The sequence below is a fragment of the Actinopolyspora biskrensis genome (assembly GCF_013408175.1).
GTDB lineage: Bacteria > Actinomycetota > Actinomycetes > Mycobacteriales > Pseudonocardiaceae > Actinopolyspora > Actinopolyspora biskrensis.
In genome coordinates this window covers 472,868-488,650 of record NZ_JACBYW010000002.1, presented here as the reverse complement: position 1 = coordinate 488,650, position 15,783 = coordinate 472,868, and the positions used below count along the sequence as shown (strand labels likewise).

Genomic DNA, 15,783 nt, shown 5'->3' with positions numbered 1-15,783 from the left:
GCACCCTACCCCGTTCGGCCTCACAAATATGAGTGAATTCGGCCCCTTCTTTCGATCACGGAGAGTTCGGGGACCTTTCGGAGCGGTTCGCCGCCGGAGTGCGCGCCCCACGCAGAACGGGTGATCGCGAGGGCTGAGCAGGAAATCTCACCCACCTCCGGCCTCCGGACGGTCGCCACCCCTCGCGGCTCCGCTCGGCGACGTCCTAAGCTTCCGAACGGGCTGTTCCCGCCGCACACCGATTCACGAGAATTCGCGGGAGCAACCGCATTCGGCCATTCGACTGGGAGGATGCAGGTATGAGCCAGCCGGAATCACCGAGTACCGCCGGAACGGACGCGGCCGGGTCCCTGGACCAGCAGGGACAGCAGGAAATGATCCAGCGGATCGGCCGCACTCTCGTACAGGCGCTGCCGCCTGGATGGGAGCAGGCCAGGGTCCAGTACCGTGCCGTCGGATCGCACCGGGAGCTCGAGGCGGAGCTGATCGCACCGAACGGGACGCGCATCCCGCTCTCCCCACCAGGGGAGGTGGGCGAGCTGTTCGCGAACCTCCGGCACGGTATGTATCAGCGACATCGCGGGACATGGCTCAGCGCGACCTACCAGATAAGCAGACCGTCCAGCTACAGCGTGGACTTCGACGGTGACCACGAACCCGCTTGGGAGCGGCAACCGCCGCACACCGAATACGCGACCGAGCTGGAGCGGTATCCACGTGCCGGGCACAACGTTCCCGATTGGCTCGCCGAACGCGCGGGCATGCAGCCTCCCGAATCGGCGACCACGGCCGACCAGCTCCGCAAGGCGGAAGTCTTCGACGGCACCGACGCCGTGGGGCGCCCGGTGACCAATCGCCCCGAGCTCCCCCCGGAGGAAAAGAACCGAGTTCTGGAGTACCTCGAACGGGCCCCCGTCGTCCTGGCCGCGCGTGGCTACGACAGCGACCGCCTCTCCCCCTCTGCCAGTTCCTCGGTGCCGATGACCTTCCACACCGACGGCAGCTGGATCTGGCCGGGCGCGGTCGGCTACTACCTTCGTACCCACGACCTCACCCCTCAGGCCGAGCTGGTGGATCACATACGCGCACGGGACTTCCAGCTCCCCCACGTCGACGACGGGGCACGCGAACTGGCGGTGACCGCCATAACGGAAGAACAGCGAACCTGATGCGCCACGCCGAGACGGCATTCCTCGGAGGGCCGGTCGCGACGATGGATCCGGTGGGTTCCTTCACCGACGCCGTGGCCGTGCGCGGAGGCGAGATCATCGCCACCGGTCGGGCCGACGTCACCGAACTCGTCTCCGGAGGGACCGAAGTCGTCGACCTGCGGGGACGTCTGCTGCTTCCCGGTCTGCAGGACGCGCACGTGCACCCGCTCTACGGTGGTCTGCAGCGGATCAGGTGCGATCTGACCGACAGCGAGAGCGAGGCCGAGTGCCTCCGAAGGGTCGCCGACTACGTCGCCGCGAACCCCGGATCGGGGTGGGTTCTCGGCGGTGGCTGGGAGATGGGGCTGTTCTCCGGAGGCTGTCCGAGCCGTTCGTCCCTGGACGAGGTGACGGGGGACCGCCCCGCCCTGTTGATCAATGAGGACCAGCACGGGGCCTGGGCCAACTCGACGGCACTGCGCCTGTCCGGTGTGCGCCGCGACACTCCCGACCCCCCGGGAGGGCGCATAGAGCGCGACGAACACGGCAGGCCGGCGGGAACGCTGCACGAGAACGCCGTCGACCTGGTCGGCCGGCACGTTCCCCCCACCCCCGACGCGGAGTACGTGCGCGCCCTGCTGGAAGGACAACGCCACCTGCACGAGCAAGGGGTCACCGCGTGGCACGACGCGATACTCGGGGCTTACCTGGGGTATCCCGATCCACTCGGTTACTATCGCGAACTCGACGACGCGGATCTGCTCACCGGACGAGTGACCGGTTCGTTGTGGTGGGACAGAACACGCGGGACCGAGCAGATCCCCGGGCTGATCAGCCGACGAGCCTTCGCCGCCGGAAAGCGCCTGGGCGCGCATTCGGTCAAGATCATGCTCGACGGCGTCTGCGAGAACTTCACGGCGGCGATGCTGCGTCCCTACCTGCACGGACACGGCAGCGGTATCTCCTATATGGACTCGGACGAGCTCGCCGAGGCCGTGTGCGCGCTGGACGCGGAGGGGTTCTCGGTGCATTTCCACGCGGTCGGCGACCTCGCCGTGCGTCAGGCGCTGGACGCGGTCCAGGCCGCGCGGCGGACCAACGGCACCACCGACAACCAGCACCAGATAGCTCACCTGCAGGTGGTGCATCCCGCGGACGTCACCCGCTTCTCCGAGCTCGGGATCGTGGCCAACCTCCAAGCGGAATGGGCGCACAACGACACGGCGATGACCGAGCTGACCGCCCCCTACCTCGGCGAACAGCGCTACAGGCGTCAGTATCCGTTCAGATCGCTGCGCGACTCGGGCGCGCTCCTCGCCGCCGGAAGTGACTGGCCGGTCTCGGAAGCGGCCCCCATGCGTGCCGTGCACGTCGCCGTCAACCGCAGCGAGCCCGGCGACGAGGCCCCACCGCTGCTCCCGGAACAGGCCGTCGATCTTACGGACGCGCTGGCCGCGGCCACCATCGGCAGCGCACGAGCACACCTGCTGGACGAGCACACGGGCTCGATAGCGCCGGGCAAGAGCGCCGATCTGACCGTGCTGGAGACCAACCCGTTCGAGCTGCCGCGCTCGGAGATCGGCCACACCGGGGTGGAACTGACCATGGTCGGCGGCCGGGTGGTACACAGCGCGGACGGTTGAGCACTGCTCGCGGAAGTGGCGGTCGGACGTCTCCTCGATATTATTTCGATCAACACTGAAAAAACTGTTGCTTTCAAGAAAACATTCCCGCCGTCGAGGAAGCAACCCGAGAGAAAGCGATTCTGTGGCTCGACACGAGCAGGAATCATGCTTCTGGTCCTCGGCGGAGCGCCGAATACGGTCTACGGTGACGGCACGGGCGTGCGCCACGACACGTCGCCCGGTTGTCCGAACACGCCGCTGGAAAAGGGGTGCCAGGTGGAGGCGAGGACGTGCGGTTCTGTGATCGGTTCGACGGACAGGGCCACCGAGTCCGCACCGGACGCGGTGGGCCGGAACGATCACGGTCAGTATCTCTCGCGGAATCCGGCCGAGCTGGACGACGTGGTGGCGCGGGTGCGCCTGGAAGGCCCCGACGCGCTGCTCGCCGCCGCGCGTAGCGCACGCCAGGCGCAGCGGGACTGGGCCCGCGTACCGGCTCCGGTCCGGGGGCGGGTCGTGGCCGGTTTCGGCAGGCTCGTGGAATCCAACAAGGAAGCGCTGGCGAGCCTGGTCACACGCGAGATCGGCAAGCCCTACACCGAGGCCCTCGGCGAAGTGCAGGAGATCATCGACACCTGTGACTACTTCGTCGGCGAGGGCCGCAGGCTGTACGGTCAGACCGTTCCCTCCGAGATGCCGGACAAACAACTTTTCACCTTCCGCGCCCCGGTCGGGGTGGCCACCGTCATCACGGCGGGGAACTTCCCCGTAGCGGTCCCCTCCTGGTATCTGGCTCCCGCTCTCGTCTGCGGCAACGCCGTGGTCTGGAAACCGGCCGAGTACGCCGCGGCCACCGCACGCGCACTGGCGGAGCTCGCCTGGAAGGCCGGGGTTCCGGAAGGAGTGCTCAACCTCGTCTACGCGGAGGGCGAGTCCACCTTCGAGGGGCTGCGGGCCGCGTTGGAGGAAGGAGTCGTCGACAAGGTCGGCTTCACCGGTTCCAGCCGGGTCGGGCGCGACATCGGCGAGCTGTGCGGAAGGCACCTGCAGACTCCCTGCCTGGAACTCGGCGGGAAGAACCCCATGGTCGTCGCGGCCGACGCCGATCTCGAGCTGGCCGTCGAGGGGGCGCTGTTCTCGGGTTGGGGAACGGGCGGGCAGCGTTGCACCTCACTCGGCAACATCATCGTGCACCGGGATGTTCACGACGAGTTCGTGCGACGGCTGAACACCGCGCTCACGGAAGCCGTGATCGGCAACCCGGCACAGGACGTGCTCTACGGCCCGATGCTGGACCGCAAGTTCGCGGACAACTTCGAGAACATCCTCGGTGAGATAGCACCGCACCACCGGGTGCTCGGTTCGGAGTCCACGGGGCGGATCACCGACGCCAACCCGCGCAAGGGCTTCCGCGGGGACCACTCCACCGGGCTCTACTACCACCCCGTGCTGGTGGACGGGCTGCGCCGCGACGACTTCCTCTTCCAGCAGGAAACATTCGGCCCGATCGTCGGCGTCACCACCTTCGAGACCCTCGACGAGGCCGTGGAGCTGGGCAATCTCCCCGGCTACGGACTCTCCGCCGCCGTGTACACCACCGATCCGGCTACGGCCTTCCGCTTCCGCGAAGGGATCGGTGCCGGGATGGTCAGCGCCAACAACTCCACCTCGGGCGCCGAGGCCCACCTTCCGTTCGGCGGCAACGGCAGATCGGGGAACGGGAGCAGGCTCTCCGGCATGTGGGTGATCGACCAGTTCACGCGGTGGCAGTCGCTGAACTGGGACTTCTCCGGGAAGCTGCAAAAGGCCCAGATGGACGTCGGCGCCGTCGAACCCGAGCTGGACTATCGGCTGCCGGCCGACCTCCGCGGACACCGCTGACCCCGCCCCGAGAAGCGTCGAAGTGCTCAACCCGATACATCTGCGCACCCTGCGGGAGTGCGTGCGTACCGGCTCCTTCGCCGAGGCGGGGCGGATACTCGGCTACACGGCCTCGGCCGTGTCGCAGCAGATGGTGCTGCTGGAGCGCACGCTCGGAGCGAGCCTGTTCGAACGTACGGCACGCAGCATCCACCTCACCCCCCTGGCCGAACGACTGGCTCACCGGGGTGGGGAGGTGCTCGGCGAGCTGGACACGCTCGAACGCGAGATCAGGGCCGTGGCCGTCGGGGACGAGGGCGGCCTCCGCCTGGCCAGCTTCGCCACGGCCAACTCGCGGGTGCTGCCCGACGTGCTGGCGGCGGTGGTCTCCGAACGCCCGAACGCGCGGGTGCAACTCGACGAGGGCGAGCCGGACGAGGTCATCGACGACGTGCGCGAAGGGGTCGTGGACGCCGCCGTGGTGTTCGAGTACGACCTGGATCCACGTTGCTGGCCCGCAGAGCTGCGCACCGAGGAGCTGATCGCGGAACCGCTCTGGCTGGCCCTGCCGGAACGGCACCGGCTGGCCGGGAGCGACTCGGTCGAGCTGGGTGAGCTCGCCGAGGAATCGTGGATCTGCACCAGGGACGACACGTCGGGAGGACGGGTGCTGGTGCGCCTGGCCGCGGCCGCCGGGTTCGTTCCGAACATCGTGTTCCGCAGCAACGACTACGGGGTGATCCGCGATCTGGTGGCTCGCGGACTCGGTCCGGCCCTGTTACCCGCCCTGGCAGTGACCGGTGCGGGGATCAGGACCAAGCCGATGGCCGGGGAGCAGCCCCGTCGCAGGGTCAAGGCGATCTACCGGCCGAACAACACCAACCCGTTGCTTCCGCTGGCGCTGGACCACCTCGCCAAGTCCTGCGCCGCCCTGTCCGCGGACTGGGCACACCCTTGCGGCGGGCGGAGAGCTGGCTCCGTGCGGGACTGACCCGCTGGCCCCGCGGTCCACGGGGACACCGCTCACCGAGCGCGGCCCGGCTTTCCGGCCGTCTGCGGCACCGGAGCCGTTCGAGAGGCGTACCCGCCACACGACAACCGACCCCCCCGATCGGAGAAGGATGAACCCGCAGCGCAGCGAACCGGTCGACGAGAACTTCCTCCGGGAGGTGTCCGGCCTGGAGCAGGGCGCTCCCCCTCCCGGACCGGAACCGGGATCCGGGAGGGGGAGCGGGCTCTTGGAGCTCTTCGACAGTCAGGCCGGGAGCAGGCACCTGGACTTCGCCGCGCGTGAGCTGGGCAGACGTGGATCCGGCTACTACAGCATCGGGTCCTCGGGGCACGAGTCGAACGCCGCGGTGGCCGCCGCGCTGCGCGCCACCGACCCGGCGCTGCTGCACTACCGCTCCGGTGGGTTCTACCTGCGTCGAGCCGCGCAACGGTCGGGAACGGCGCCGCTGCGCGACGTGCTGCTCGGAGTCGTCGCGGCGGCCGAGGAACCGATAGCGGGCGGCAGGCACAAGGTCTTCGGCAACGCCGAGCTGAGCGTACTGCCCCAGACCTCCACCATCGCCTCCCACCTGCCTCGAGCGGTGGGCCTGGCCTTCAGCCTCGAACGCTCCGGGAAGCTGGGGGTGGAGAGCGAATGGCCGCGGGACTCCGTCGTGGTGTGCAGCTTCGGCGACGCCTCGGCCAACCACTCCACCGCCGCGGGCGCGATCAACGCGGCGCTGCACTGTGCCTACCGGATGATTCCCCTGCCACTGCTGCTCGTGTGCGAGGACAACGGGATCGGGATCAGCGTGCCCACCCCCGAGGGGTGGATACAGCGGACTTTCGGGTCGCGCGCGGGCCTGCCCTACTTCGCCGCCGAGGGAAACGCCCCCGTGGAGTGCCTCGACACGGCCGAACGTGCCGCGGACTGGGTGCGCCGACACCGCAAACCGGCTTTTCTGCACCTGCGCACGGTCCGCCTGATGGGGCACGCCGGTTCGGACGTGGAAACCGGCTACCGAAGCCGGGACGAGATCAACGCCGAACACCGCAGGGACCCGCTGCTCGCCACGGGCAGAGCCCTGGTGCGCGACGGCGTGCTGCGCCCCCGAGAGGTGATCGAGCGCTACGAGGCCAAACGTTCGGAGGTCGCCGAAACCGCCGAATGGGCGCTCGGCAGACCCAAACTGACGAGCCGCGCGGAGATCAGCGCACCGATCGCGCGGGAGACCCCGGAGGGGATCGCCGCCAGGGCGCACTCCCCCGTCGCCTCCGCGGCCGAGCGGTCCTCCCCCGTGGAACGGGGCGGTGCCACCGAGCCGAGCGCTCTGACGCTGGCGCAGAGCATCAACCGCGCGTTGGAGGAAGAGCTCGAACGGGACGGGCGCGTGCTGGTGTTCGGGCAGGACGTCGCCCGCAAGGGCGGCGTGTACGGGGTAACCCGGGGATTGTGGAAGAAGTTCGGCGCGGGACGGGTCTTCGACACGCTGCTGGACGAGCAGAGCATCCTCGGCACGGCGCTGGGAGCCGGTTTGACCGGGCTGCTGCCCGTTCCCGAGATCCAGTACCTGGCCTACCTGCACAACGCGGCCGACCAGATTCGGGGGGAAGCCAGCACCACGGGGTTCTTCTCCAGCGGGCGCTACAGCAACCCGATGGTGGTGCGGGTTCCCGGCTACGCCTATCAACGAGGGTTCGGCGGCCACTTCCACAACGACAACAGCGTGGCGGCCCTGCTGGACATCCCCGGGCTGGTGGTGGCCTCACCGGCCAAGCCGGACGACGCGGCCGCCATGCTGCGCACCTGCGTGGCCGCGGCGGCCGTCGACGGCAGGGTCTGCGTCTTCCTCGAACCCATAGCGCTGTACCACACCCGCGATCTGCACGAGCACGACGACGAGGGCTGGACCGCACGGTATCCCGCCGTCGGATCGGGCCACGTACCGCTCGGTACCGCTCGGCAGTACTTCGAGGGCTCCGATCTGACCCTGGTCACCACGGGCAACGGGCTGGCCATGAGTCTTCGTGTCGCGCGGCGGCTGGCACAACGCGGTGTGGGGGTGCGCGTGCTGGACCTGCGCTGGCTGGCGCCGCTGCCCCGCGAGCAGCTGTTCACGGCCGCCGAGGCCACGGGGAAAGTGCTGATCGCCGACGAGACGCGAACCTCGGGCGGCATCTCGGAGCGCGTGGTCACCGCGCTGATCGACTCCGGTTTCACCGGAAGCATTCGCCGCGTGACCAGTGAGGACTCCTTCATCCCCCTCGGTGAGGCCGCCTACCGGGTGCTGCTCGACGAGGCCGGTGTCGAAAAGGCGGCCCTGGAGATGCTCTGAAACAACTGCCGAGCGGGATGCCGCCGCGCCCCGTTCGGGCACGACGGCGTTCCCGTTCCGGCACGTGGGTCCGGCCCACGCGGTGGCACTCGTTCAGAGGGCGCCGTTGTGCCAGGGGCCGGTGACCGCGTAGGTCACCCCCGGCGTCTGTACGTTGAAGAAGAGCACCCTGCCGTCCGGGCTGAAGGTCGCCCCGGCGAGCTCACTGGTGTTGGAGCTGTTCAGCGCGGCGAAGTCGAAGATCTCGCCGTCGGTGGTCACGCCCCGCAGCATGTCGGAACCGCCGCCGTCCTCGCAGAGCACCAACCCGCCGCTGTTCGGTGAGACGCAGATGTTGTCCGGGCTTTCCAGCAGCTCGGGATCAGTGGACTCGTAGACGAGGATCAACTGACCGCCGGAGGATCCGTCCGGCCGGTACTGCCACACCTGCCCGAGCCCCGCGTCGCCACCGCTGGTGGAGTTGACGAACACCGACCCCTCGCCGAACCAGGCTCCTTCCAGCCGGGCGAAGACCGCACCGCCCTGCTCCCTGCCCTGGTAGAACACCGCGAGCGAATCGTCGCTGTCCGGGTCGGGCTCGGCGATGTCGACCCACTCGACCGGCAGCGGATCGCCGGGACGCTGGCCGTTGCGCGTGTCGTAGCGGGGTTGATCGACGATCGCGAGCATCTGCAGGCTGCCGCCTGCGGACAGGTCGGCCGGATCGTTCGGGACGAACCGGTAGAAACCGGCGCTGCCCCGGTCCTCGGTCTCGTAGACGGTGCCGGTCTCCGGGTCCACCGCCACGGCCTCGTGGGTGAAGCGCCCCATGGCCGGCAGGGGAACGGCCTCGACGGGGCCTTCGGAGTCGGCGGGCACCTCGAACACGTACCCGTGCGGATGCTGCCCGCCCAGCCCCGTGAAGGTTTCCTCACAGGACAACCAGGATCCGCTCGGGGTGGGGCCACCGGCGCAGTTGCGCACCGTGCCCGCCAACGTCGGGAACGACTCGACCAGACGCATGTGGTCCGGATCGAACACCGAGGTGGTCGTCCCGCCCGCGCCGGACGGATCGTAGTTCGGTTGCGCGAACGCCGAACCGTCGGTCTGTTCGTGGTTGCGGACCAGTCGGATCCCGCCGTCGCCGGCGGCGAAGGCAGCCATTCCGTCGTGCCGCGACGGAGTCGGAGTTCCGTCCCGCATGAGGCTGCCGGTCTCGCCGAAGGCGACGTAGGAGAACCCGGCCGGCAGCAGGAGCTCACCGTCCGGGGAGGCGGGTTGCAGCGGACCGTACCCGCCGTTGTCCGCAGCGCGGACGCCGCGGTTGTTGCCACGACCGGGCCCGGCCGCCGCGGCGGTGTTGCTCATCAGCGCCTGCAGCGCTCCGGTCGCGCCGACCAGGCCGGTGGCGGCGAGGAAACGGCGACGGTCGAGGTGGTGGGAGCTGGACTCGTGGCTCAACGAATCCTCCAGTACGGGTCTTCGGGGACGAGTTCCACCGAATCGCACGGAGGTGACGAGCACGTGAGCGTGAGACCGCCCGCGGTTGACTTCTCGGTCTCGGCGAGAAGGACACGGCACCGGCCGCGAGTCGCGTTTCCCGCGCTGTGGCGACCCGTCGCTCCGGCCGACGGAGCGCGCGCCGGGAGCCCTCCCGACGACCCGTGCCTCGGGCCCCGGCGGCGGGGCGGCATCCGGCGCGTACGGTTCAGGCGGGCTGGAGCACTCCCTCGGCCAGGCCGAGGTTGTCCACCACGTCACGGGTGGCCTTCGCCCGGTTGAGGCTGTAGAAGTGCAGTCCGGGAACGCCTTCCGAGATCAACCGTTCGCACAACTTGGTCGTCAGGTCTATTCCCGCGGCGCGGAAGGCCTTCGGGTCGTCCTCCAGGGGATCGAGCACCGCGGAGACCTCCGGGGGAACGGGAACCCCGGCCAGGTGCTGGAACTTGCTCAACACCTTGGGAGTCGTGATCGGCATGACCCCGGGGAGCAGGGGAACGTGGCAGTCGCGGGCCGCCAGCCGGTCCCGCAGCCTCAGGAAGTACTCGGGCTGCAGGAAAAGCTGCGCGACCGCGAACTCCGACCCGGCCCGGATCTTGCCGACGAGGTGGTCCGTCTCCGTCTCGAGGTCCGCGGAGCGCGGATGCATGTGCGGAAACGCGGCCACGCCCACCGAGAAGTCCCCGCAGGAGCGAATCAGGCTCACCAGTTCGTCCGCGTAGAGGATTCCGTCCGGATGCGGGATCCACTGCCCCATCGGGTCCCCAGGTGGATCCCCTCGGATCGCCAGGATGTTTCGGATGCCCTCGTCGGCCAGCGAGCCGACGACGTGGCGCAGTTCGTCCTTGGAGTGGTCCACACCGGTCAGGTGCGCCATCGGCAGCATGGTGGTTTCCCGGGCGATGCGCCCGACCGTGCGAATCGTGCGGTCCCTGCTGGAGCCGCCCGCGCCGTAGGTCACCGAGACGTAGGCGGGGTCCAGCGGTTCCAGCTCGCGCACGGCCTTCCAGAGGATCTGCTCTTCGTCGTCGTTGCGCGGCGGGAAGAACTCCACGGAGAACACGGTCCTGCCCGGCTGTAGCCGGTCCACGACCCGAGTCACGTTCAAGCCTCCTCGACTGTGTCGTTGCGGGGTCCGGTACACGTGGGTGGCCACCACGATCAGCGGTGGCCACCCACGTCACACGCGTTCGTGCACGTACCGGATCAGTAGCGGTAGTGCTCCGGCTTGTACGGCCCCTCGACGTCCACACCGATGTACTCGGCCTGAGCCTTGGTCATCTTGGTGAGGTTGACGCCGAGCGCGTCGAGGTGCAGCCGGGCGACCTTCTCGTCGAGGTGCTTGGGCAGCATGTAGACGTCACGCTCGTACTCGTCGGGCTTGTTGAACAGCTCGATCTGGGCGATCGTCTGGTTGGTGAACGAGTTCGACATCACGAAGCTGGGGTGGCCGGTGGCGTTGCCCAGGTTGAGCAGCCTGCCCTCGGACAGCACGATGATCGCGTGACCGTCGGTGAAGGTGAACTCGTGCACCTGGGGCTTGATCTCGGTCTTCTTGATGCCGGGAGTCTTCTCCAGGCCGGCCATGTCGATCTCGTTGTCGAAGTGGCCGATGTTGCCCACGATGGCGTTGTGCTTCATCCGCTTCATGTGGTCAGCGGTGATCACGTCGAAGTTGCCCGTGGTCGTGATGAAGATGTCGGCGGTCTCGACGACCTCGTCCATCGTCTTGACCTCGTAGCCCTCCATCGCGGCCTGGAGCGCGCAGATCGGGTCGATCTCGGTCACGATGACCCGGGCGCCCTGTCCGCGCAGCGACTCGGCCGAGCCCTTGCCGACGTCACCGAAGCCGCAGATGACCGCGACCTTGCCGCCGATGAGCACATCGGTGGCGCGGTTGATGCCGTCGACCAGCGAGTGGCGGCAACCGTACTTGTTGTCGAACTTCGACTTGGTCACCGAGTCGTTGACGTTGATCGCCGGGAACAGCAGGTCACCGGACTTGACCAGCTCGTAGAGCTTGTGCACACCGGTGGTGGTTTCCTCGGTGACGCCCTTGATCTCCTTGGCCGCCTTGGTGAACCGCTGCTTGTCGTTGGCGAGGCTCTCGCGCAGCACCGACAGCACGACCTTGAACTCGTCCGGGTCGTCCTCCGTGGGCTGCGGGACGGCACCGGCCGTCTCGAACTCGACACCCTTCTGGACCAGCATGGTGGCGTCGCCACCGTCGTCCAGGATCATGTTCGGGCCCTGGTCGTTGGAAAAGCCCTGGAACAGCTGGTTGGTGCACCACCAGTACTCCTCCAGCGTCTCGCCCTTCCAGGCGAACACCGGGACACCGGCAGGCTTGTCCGGAGTGCCGTTCGGACCGACCACCACCGCGGCGGCGGCCTCGTCCTGGGTGGAGAAGATGTTGCAGGAAACCCAGCGCACCTCGGCGCCGAGCTCAACGAGAGTCTCGATCAGCACCGCGGTCTGCACGGTCATGTGCAGCGAGCCCGCAATGCGCGCGCCCTTCAGCGGTTTGCTGTCCGCGTACTCCCGGCGAGTCGCCATCAGGCCCGGCATCTCGTGCTCGGCCAGACGGATCTGGTGACGGCCGGACTCGGCCAGCTTGGGATCCGCGATGGCGAACTCGATGCCGCCTGCCTTCTGCAACTTCGGGCTCATGATTTCCCTTCCTAGTTTCCTCTATCGGGCAGCTTTTTCGGCCAGTATCGCCTTCGCCGCTCAGGTGTTGAAGTACTTGGCCTCGGGGTGGTGGGCCACGATCGCGTCCGTGGACTGCTCCGGATGCAGCTGGTACTCCTCCGAGAGCTCGACCCCGATGTTCTCCGAACCGAGAAGATCGACGATCTTGGCGCGGTCCTCCAGGTCCGGGCAGGCACCGTAGCCGAGCGAGAACCGGGCGCCCCGGTAACCGAGCTTGAAGAACTCCTCGACGTTCGCCGGGTCCTCGGAGGCGACCGTCTCACCGGAGGACCACTGCAGCTCGCTGCGGATGCGGCGGTGCCAGTACTCGGCCATCGCCTCGGTGAGCTGCACACCGAGCCCGTGGATCTCCAGGTAGTCCCTGTAGGCGTCGGAGGCGAACAGCTCGTTCGCGTAGTCGGCGATGGGCTGTCCCATCGTCACCAGCTGCAGCGGGAGCACGTCGACCTGTCCGGTTGCTTCCGCCTTCTCCCGCGAACGGTAGAAGTCGGCCAGGCACAGCCTGCGGTCACGCTTCTGCCTCGGGAAGTTGAAGCGGTAGCGCTCCGGAGCGTCCGGGGCGTCCTTGTCCAGCACGATCAGGTCGTTGCCCTCGGACACGCAGGGGAAGTAGCCGTAGACCAGAGCGGCGTGCTGGAGGATGCCCTTGGTGGCCAGCTCGTCCATCCACGCACGCAGCCGCGGACGTCCGTCGCTCTCCACCAGCTCCTCGTAGCTCGGCCCCTGGCCCTTCTTGGCGCCGCGCAGCCCCCACTGTCCGAAGAACGTGGCCCGCTCGTCGAGCAGCGAGAGGTACTCGTTGCTGGACAGGCCCTTGACGACCTTGGGACCCCAGAACGGCGGGGTCGGCACCGGCACGTCCGGGTCGACGTCGGAGCGAACGCTGTCGTCCCGTTCGTCGGGTTCCGGCCCCTGCTCCTCCTTGCGCTTCTCGGCGATCCGGTTGGAGCGCTCGCGCCTGGCCTTGCGCTCGGCCTTCTTCGCCTGTTCCGCCTCGTCCTCCTCCGGGGCGTCGCCACGCTTGGACTGCATGACGCGGTCCATGAGCTTGAGCCCCTCGAAGGCGTCCTTGGCGTAACGCACGTCGCCCTCGTACATCTCGTCGAGGTCGTTCTCGACGAAGGACCTGGTGAGAGCGGCACCGCCGAGCAGGACCGGGTACTTCTCGGAGATTCCCCTGGAGTTCATCTCCTCCAGGTTCTCCTTCATGATCACCGTGGACTTGACCAGCAGTCCGGACATGCCGATCGCGTCGACGTTGTTCTTCTCGGCCTCTTCGAGGATGGTGTTGATCGGCTGCTTGATGCCGATGTTGACCACGTCGTAGCCGTTGTTGGACACGATGATGTCGACCAGGTTCTTGCCGATGTCGTGCACATCGCCCTTGACCGTGGCCAACAGCAGCTTGCCCTTGCCGCCGGAGTCGTCCTTGTCCATGTGCGGCTCGAGGTGGGCCACCGCCGTCTTCATGGCCTCGGCGGCCTGCAGCACGAACGGCAGCTGCATCTGCCCGGCGCCGAAGAGATCACCGACGACCTTCATCCCCGCCAACAGGGTGTCGTTGACGATCTCGAGCGGCTTCTTCTCCTTCATCGCCTCGTCGAGATCGGCGTTGAGACCGTTCATCTCACCGTCGATGATGCGCTGCTGCAGACGTTCGAACAGCGGCATCGCCGCGAGTTCCTCGGCCTTGGACGCACCGCTGGACTCGGCCGACTTGCCCTCGAACAGCGCCATGAGCTTCTGCAGCGGGTCGTAGGCCGGCTCGGTCTCGGTGGCCTCCGTGCGCCGGTCGTAGACGAGGTCCAGGGCGACCTGGCGGGCCTCCTCGTCGATCCTGTTCATCGGCAGGATCTTGGAGGCGTGCAGGATCGCGCTGTCCAGCCCGGCTTCCCTGCACTCGTTGAGGAAGACCGAGTTGAGCACCTGCCGGGCCGCGGCGTTGAGCCCGAAGGAGACGTTCGACAGCCCCAGCGTGGTCTGCACCTCGGGGTGCCGCCGCTTGAGCTCCCGGATCGCGTTGATCGTCTCGATGGCGTCCTTGCGGACCTCCTCCTGGCCCGTGGTGATCGGGAAGACCAGGGTGTCGATGATGATCGCGGACTTGTCCAGACCCCAGTTGTTGGTGAGGTCGTCGATGAGTCGCTCGGCCACGCGCAGCTTCCACTCCGCGTCACGCGCCTGGCCGTCCTCGTCGATGCAGGTGCAGACCATGGTGGCGCCGTGCTCGACGGCCATCTTCATGACCCGGTCGTAGCGCCCGCCCTCTTCGGTGCCGTCCTCGTAGTTGATCGAGTTGATCGCGCACCGACCGCCGAGGTGCTCCAAACCGGCCTCGATCACCGCGGGCTCGGTGGAGTCGACCATGACCGGCAGTGTGGAGGAAGTGGCCAGCCGCGAGGCCAGCTCCCGCATGTCGTGGGTGCCGTCCCGGCCCACGTAGTCCACGCACAGGTCGAGCATGTGCGCACCCTCGCGGGTCTGCCCCTTGGCGATCTCGACGCAGTCGTCGTAGCGCTGCTCGATCATCGCCTCGCGGAACGCCTTGGAACCGTTGGCGTTGGTGCGCTCGCCGACGTTGAAGATCGAGGCTTCCTGCTCGAAGGGGATCGCCTGGTACATCGACGAGACCGAGGGAACCACCTCCGGCTCGCGCGGAGTCGGGCTGATCCCGCGGACCGCCTCGGCGACCTGGCGCACGTGCTCACCGGTCACACCACAGCAACCGCCGACGAGGCGGGCACCGTAGTTGTTGACGAAGTCGACGAGCGCCTCGGACAGCTCGTGGGGCTGCAGCGGGTAGACGGCGCCGTTCGGACCCAGTTCGGGGAGGCCTGCGTTCGGCATCACCGAGATCGGGACGGTCGCGTGGTCGGCCAGCACCCGCAGGTGCTCGGTCATCTCGGCCGGGCCGGTCGCACAGTTCATACCGATCATGTCGATGCCGAGCGGCTCCAGCGCCGTCAGCGCCGCACCGATCTCGGAGCCGACCAGCATCGTGCCGGTCTGCTCGACTGTGACGTGGGCGATGATCGGCACCCACTTCTGCTGCTGCTCCATCGCCCGCTTGGCCGCGGTGATCGACGCCTTGGTCTGCAGCAGGTCCTGCGAGGTCTCCACCAGGATCACGTCGACGCCGCCGTCGAGCATGCCCAGCACCTGCTCGTGGTAGGCGTCCCGCAGATCGGCGTACGGCGCGTGCCCGAGGGTGGGGAGCTTGGTCCCCGGTCCCATCGACCCCAGTATGAAGCGCGGTTTCTCCGGGGTGGAGTACTCGTCGCAGCACTCCCGCGCCAGCGCCACGCCCTTCTCGGCGAGGTCCCGGATGCGGTCCTCGATCCCGTACTCGCCGAGGTTCGGCAGGTTGCAGCCGAACGTGTTCGACTCGATGGCGTCCGAGCCGTTCTCCAGGAAGCCCCGGTAGACCGAACGAACGACGTCGGGACGCGTTTCGTTGAGGATCTCGTTACAGCCCTCGAGGTTGTTGAAGTCCTCCAGGGTCAGGTCGTGCTCCTGCAACGCCGTACCCATGCCGCCGTCCCCGACGAGCACGCGTTCGGCGATGGCCGTGAGGAACCCACTCGGGTCGTTGTCCCGACGGCCCGATTCTTCCTGTGTCGTCATCACGCT

9 protein-coding genes are annotated in these 15,783 nt (G+C 68.0%); 5 read left to right on the top strand and 4 right to left on the bottom strand.

The features are described 5' to 3' along the window. Nucleotides 1-299 precede the first annotated feature (299 nt). The 5 genes from FHR84_RS07840 (at nt 300) to FHR84_RS07820 (ending at nt 7,962) form a co-directional block, all read left to right on the top strand. Nucleotides 300-1,169: a hypothetical protein gene (locus tag FHR84_RS07840; RefSeq protein ID WP_179534782.1), complete on the top strand. Its 870-nt coding sequence runs from the start codon at nt 300-302 to the stop codon at nt 1,167-1,169. Then, nucleotides 1,169-2,794 carry an amidohydrolase gene (locus tag FHR84_RS07835; RefSeq protein WP_179534781.1) on the top strand — a complete coding sequence of 542 codons (1,626 nt, stop codon included), beginning with the start codon at nt 1,169-1,171 and terminating at the stop codon, nt 2,792-2,794. Before FHR84_RS07840 ends, FHR84_RS07835 begins: the two co-directional genes overlap by 1 nt. A 147-nt stretch (nt 2,795-2,941) precedes the next feature. Then, nucleotides 2,942-4,657 (top strand): aldehyde dehydrogenase family protein, encoded by a 1,716-nt coding sequence (locus FHR84_RS07830; RefSeq protein WP_218862349.1) that lies wholly within the window; start codon nt 2,942-2,944, stop codon nt 4,655-4,657. 22 nt (nt 4,658-4,679) lie between these two features. Beyond that, nucleotides 4,680-5,627, top strand: coding sequence for a LysR substrate-binding domain-containing protein (locus tag FHR84_RS07825; protein ID WP_179534780.1), 948 nt, complete (start codon nt 4,680-4,682; stop codon nt 5,625-5,627). Between the two features lie 130 nt (nt 5,628-5,757). After that, complete coding sequence (locus FHR84_RS07820; RefSeq protein WP_179534779.1) at nt 5,758-7,962, top strand: thiamine pyrophosphate-dependent enzyme; 2,205 nt, start codon at nt 5,758-5,760, stop codon at nt 7,960-7,962. Nucleotides 7,963-8,055: 93 nt separating this feature from the next. Here FHR84_RS07820 and FHR84_RS07815 read toward each other — a convergent pair whose 3' ends face one another. The 4 genes from FHR84_RS07815 to metH all read right to left on the bottom strand — a co-directional run bounded on the left by FHR84_RS07815 (nt 8,056) and on the right by metH (nt 15,777). Next, complete coding sequence (locus FHR84_RS07815; RefSeq protein WP_246300318.1) at nt 8,056-9,402, bottom strand: alkaline phosphatase PhoX; 1,347 nt, start codon at nt 9,400-9,402, stop codon at nt 8,056-8,058. Between the two features lie 247 nt (nt 9,403-9,649). Further along, the gene (locus tag FHR84_RS07810; RefSeq protein ID WP_179534778.1) at nt 9,650-10,543 is read right to left on the bottom strand and encodes a methylenetetrahydrofolate reductase; all 894 of its coding nucleotides are present in this window, start codon (nt 10,541-10,543) and stop codon (nt 9,650-9,652) included. A 104-nt stretch (nt 10,544-10,647) separates the two neighbouring features. Further along, nucleotides 10,648-12,111: an adenosylhomocysteinase gene (gene ahcY, locus FHR84_RS07805; RefSeq protein ID WP_179534777.1), complete on the bottom strand. Its 1,464-nt coding sequence runs from the start codon at nt 12,109-12,111 to the stop codon at nt 10,648-10,650. 60 nt (nt 12,112-12,171) lie between these two features. Continuing rightward, nucleotides 12,172-15,777 carry a methionine synthase gene (gene metH / locus FHR84_RS07800; RefSeq protein ID WP_179534776.1) on the bottom strand — a complete coding sequence of 1,202 codons (3,606 nt, stop codon included), beginning with the start codon at nt 15,775-15,777 and terminating at the stop codon, nt 12,172-12,174. Nucleotides 15,778-15,783: the final 6 nt, after the last annotated feature.

Bases quoted from the DNA above. Each gene is read 5' to 3' on its own strand.
- FHR84_RS07830 (WP_218862349.1), top strand. From the start codon at position 2,942: ATGCTTCTGGTCCTCGGCGGAGCGCCGAATACGGTCTACGGTGACGGC.
- FHR84_RS07840 (WP_179534782.1), top strand. From the start codon at position 300: ATGAGCCAGCCGGAATCACCGAGTACCGCCGGAACGGACGCGGCCGGG.
- FHR84_RS07835 (WP_179534781.1), top strand. From the start codon at position 1,169: ATGCGCCACGCCGAGACGGCATTCCTCGGAGGGCCGGTCGCGACGATG.
- ahcY (WP_179534777.1), bottom strand. From the start codon at position 12,111: ATGAGCCCGAAGTTGCAGAAGGCAGGCGGCATCGAGTTCGCCATCGCG.
- metH (WP_179534776.1), bottom strand. From the start codon at position 15,777: ATGACGACACAGGAAGAATCGGGCCGTCGGGACAACGACCCGAGTGGG.
- FHR84_RS07820 (WP_179534779.1), top strand. From the start codon at position 5,758: ATGAACCCGCAGCGCAGCGAACCGGTCGACGAGAACTTCCTCCGGGAG.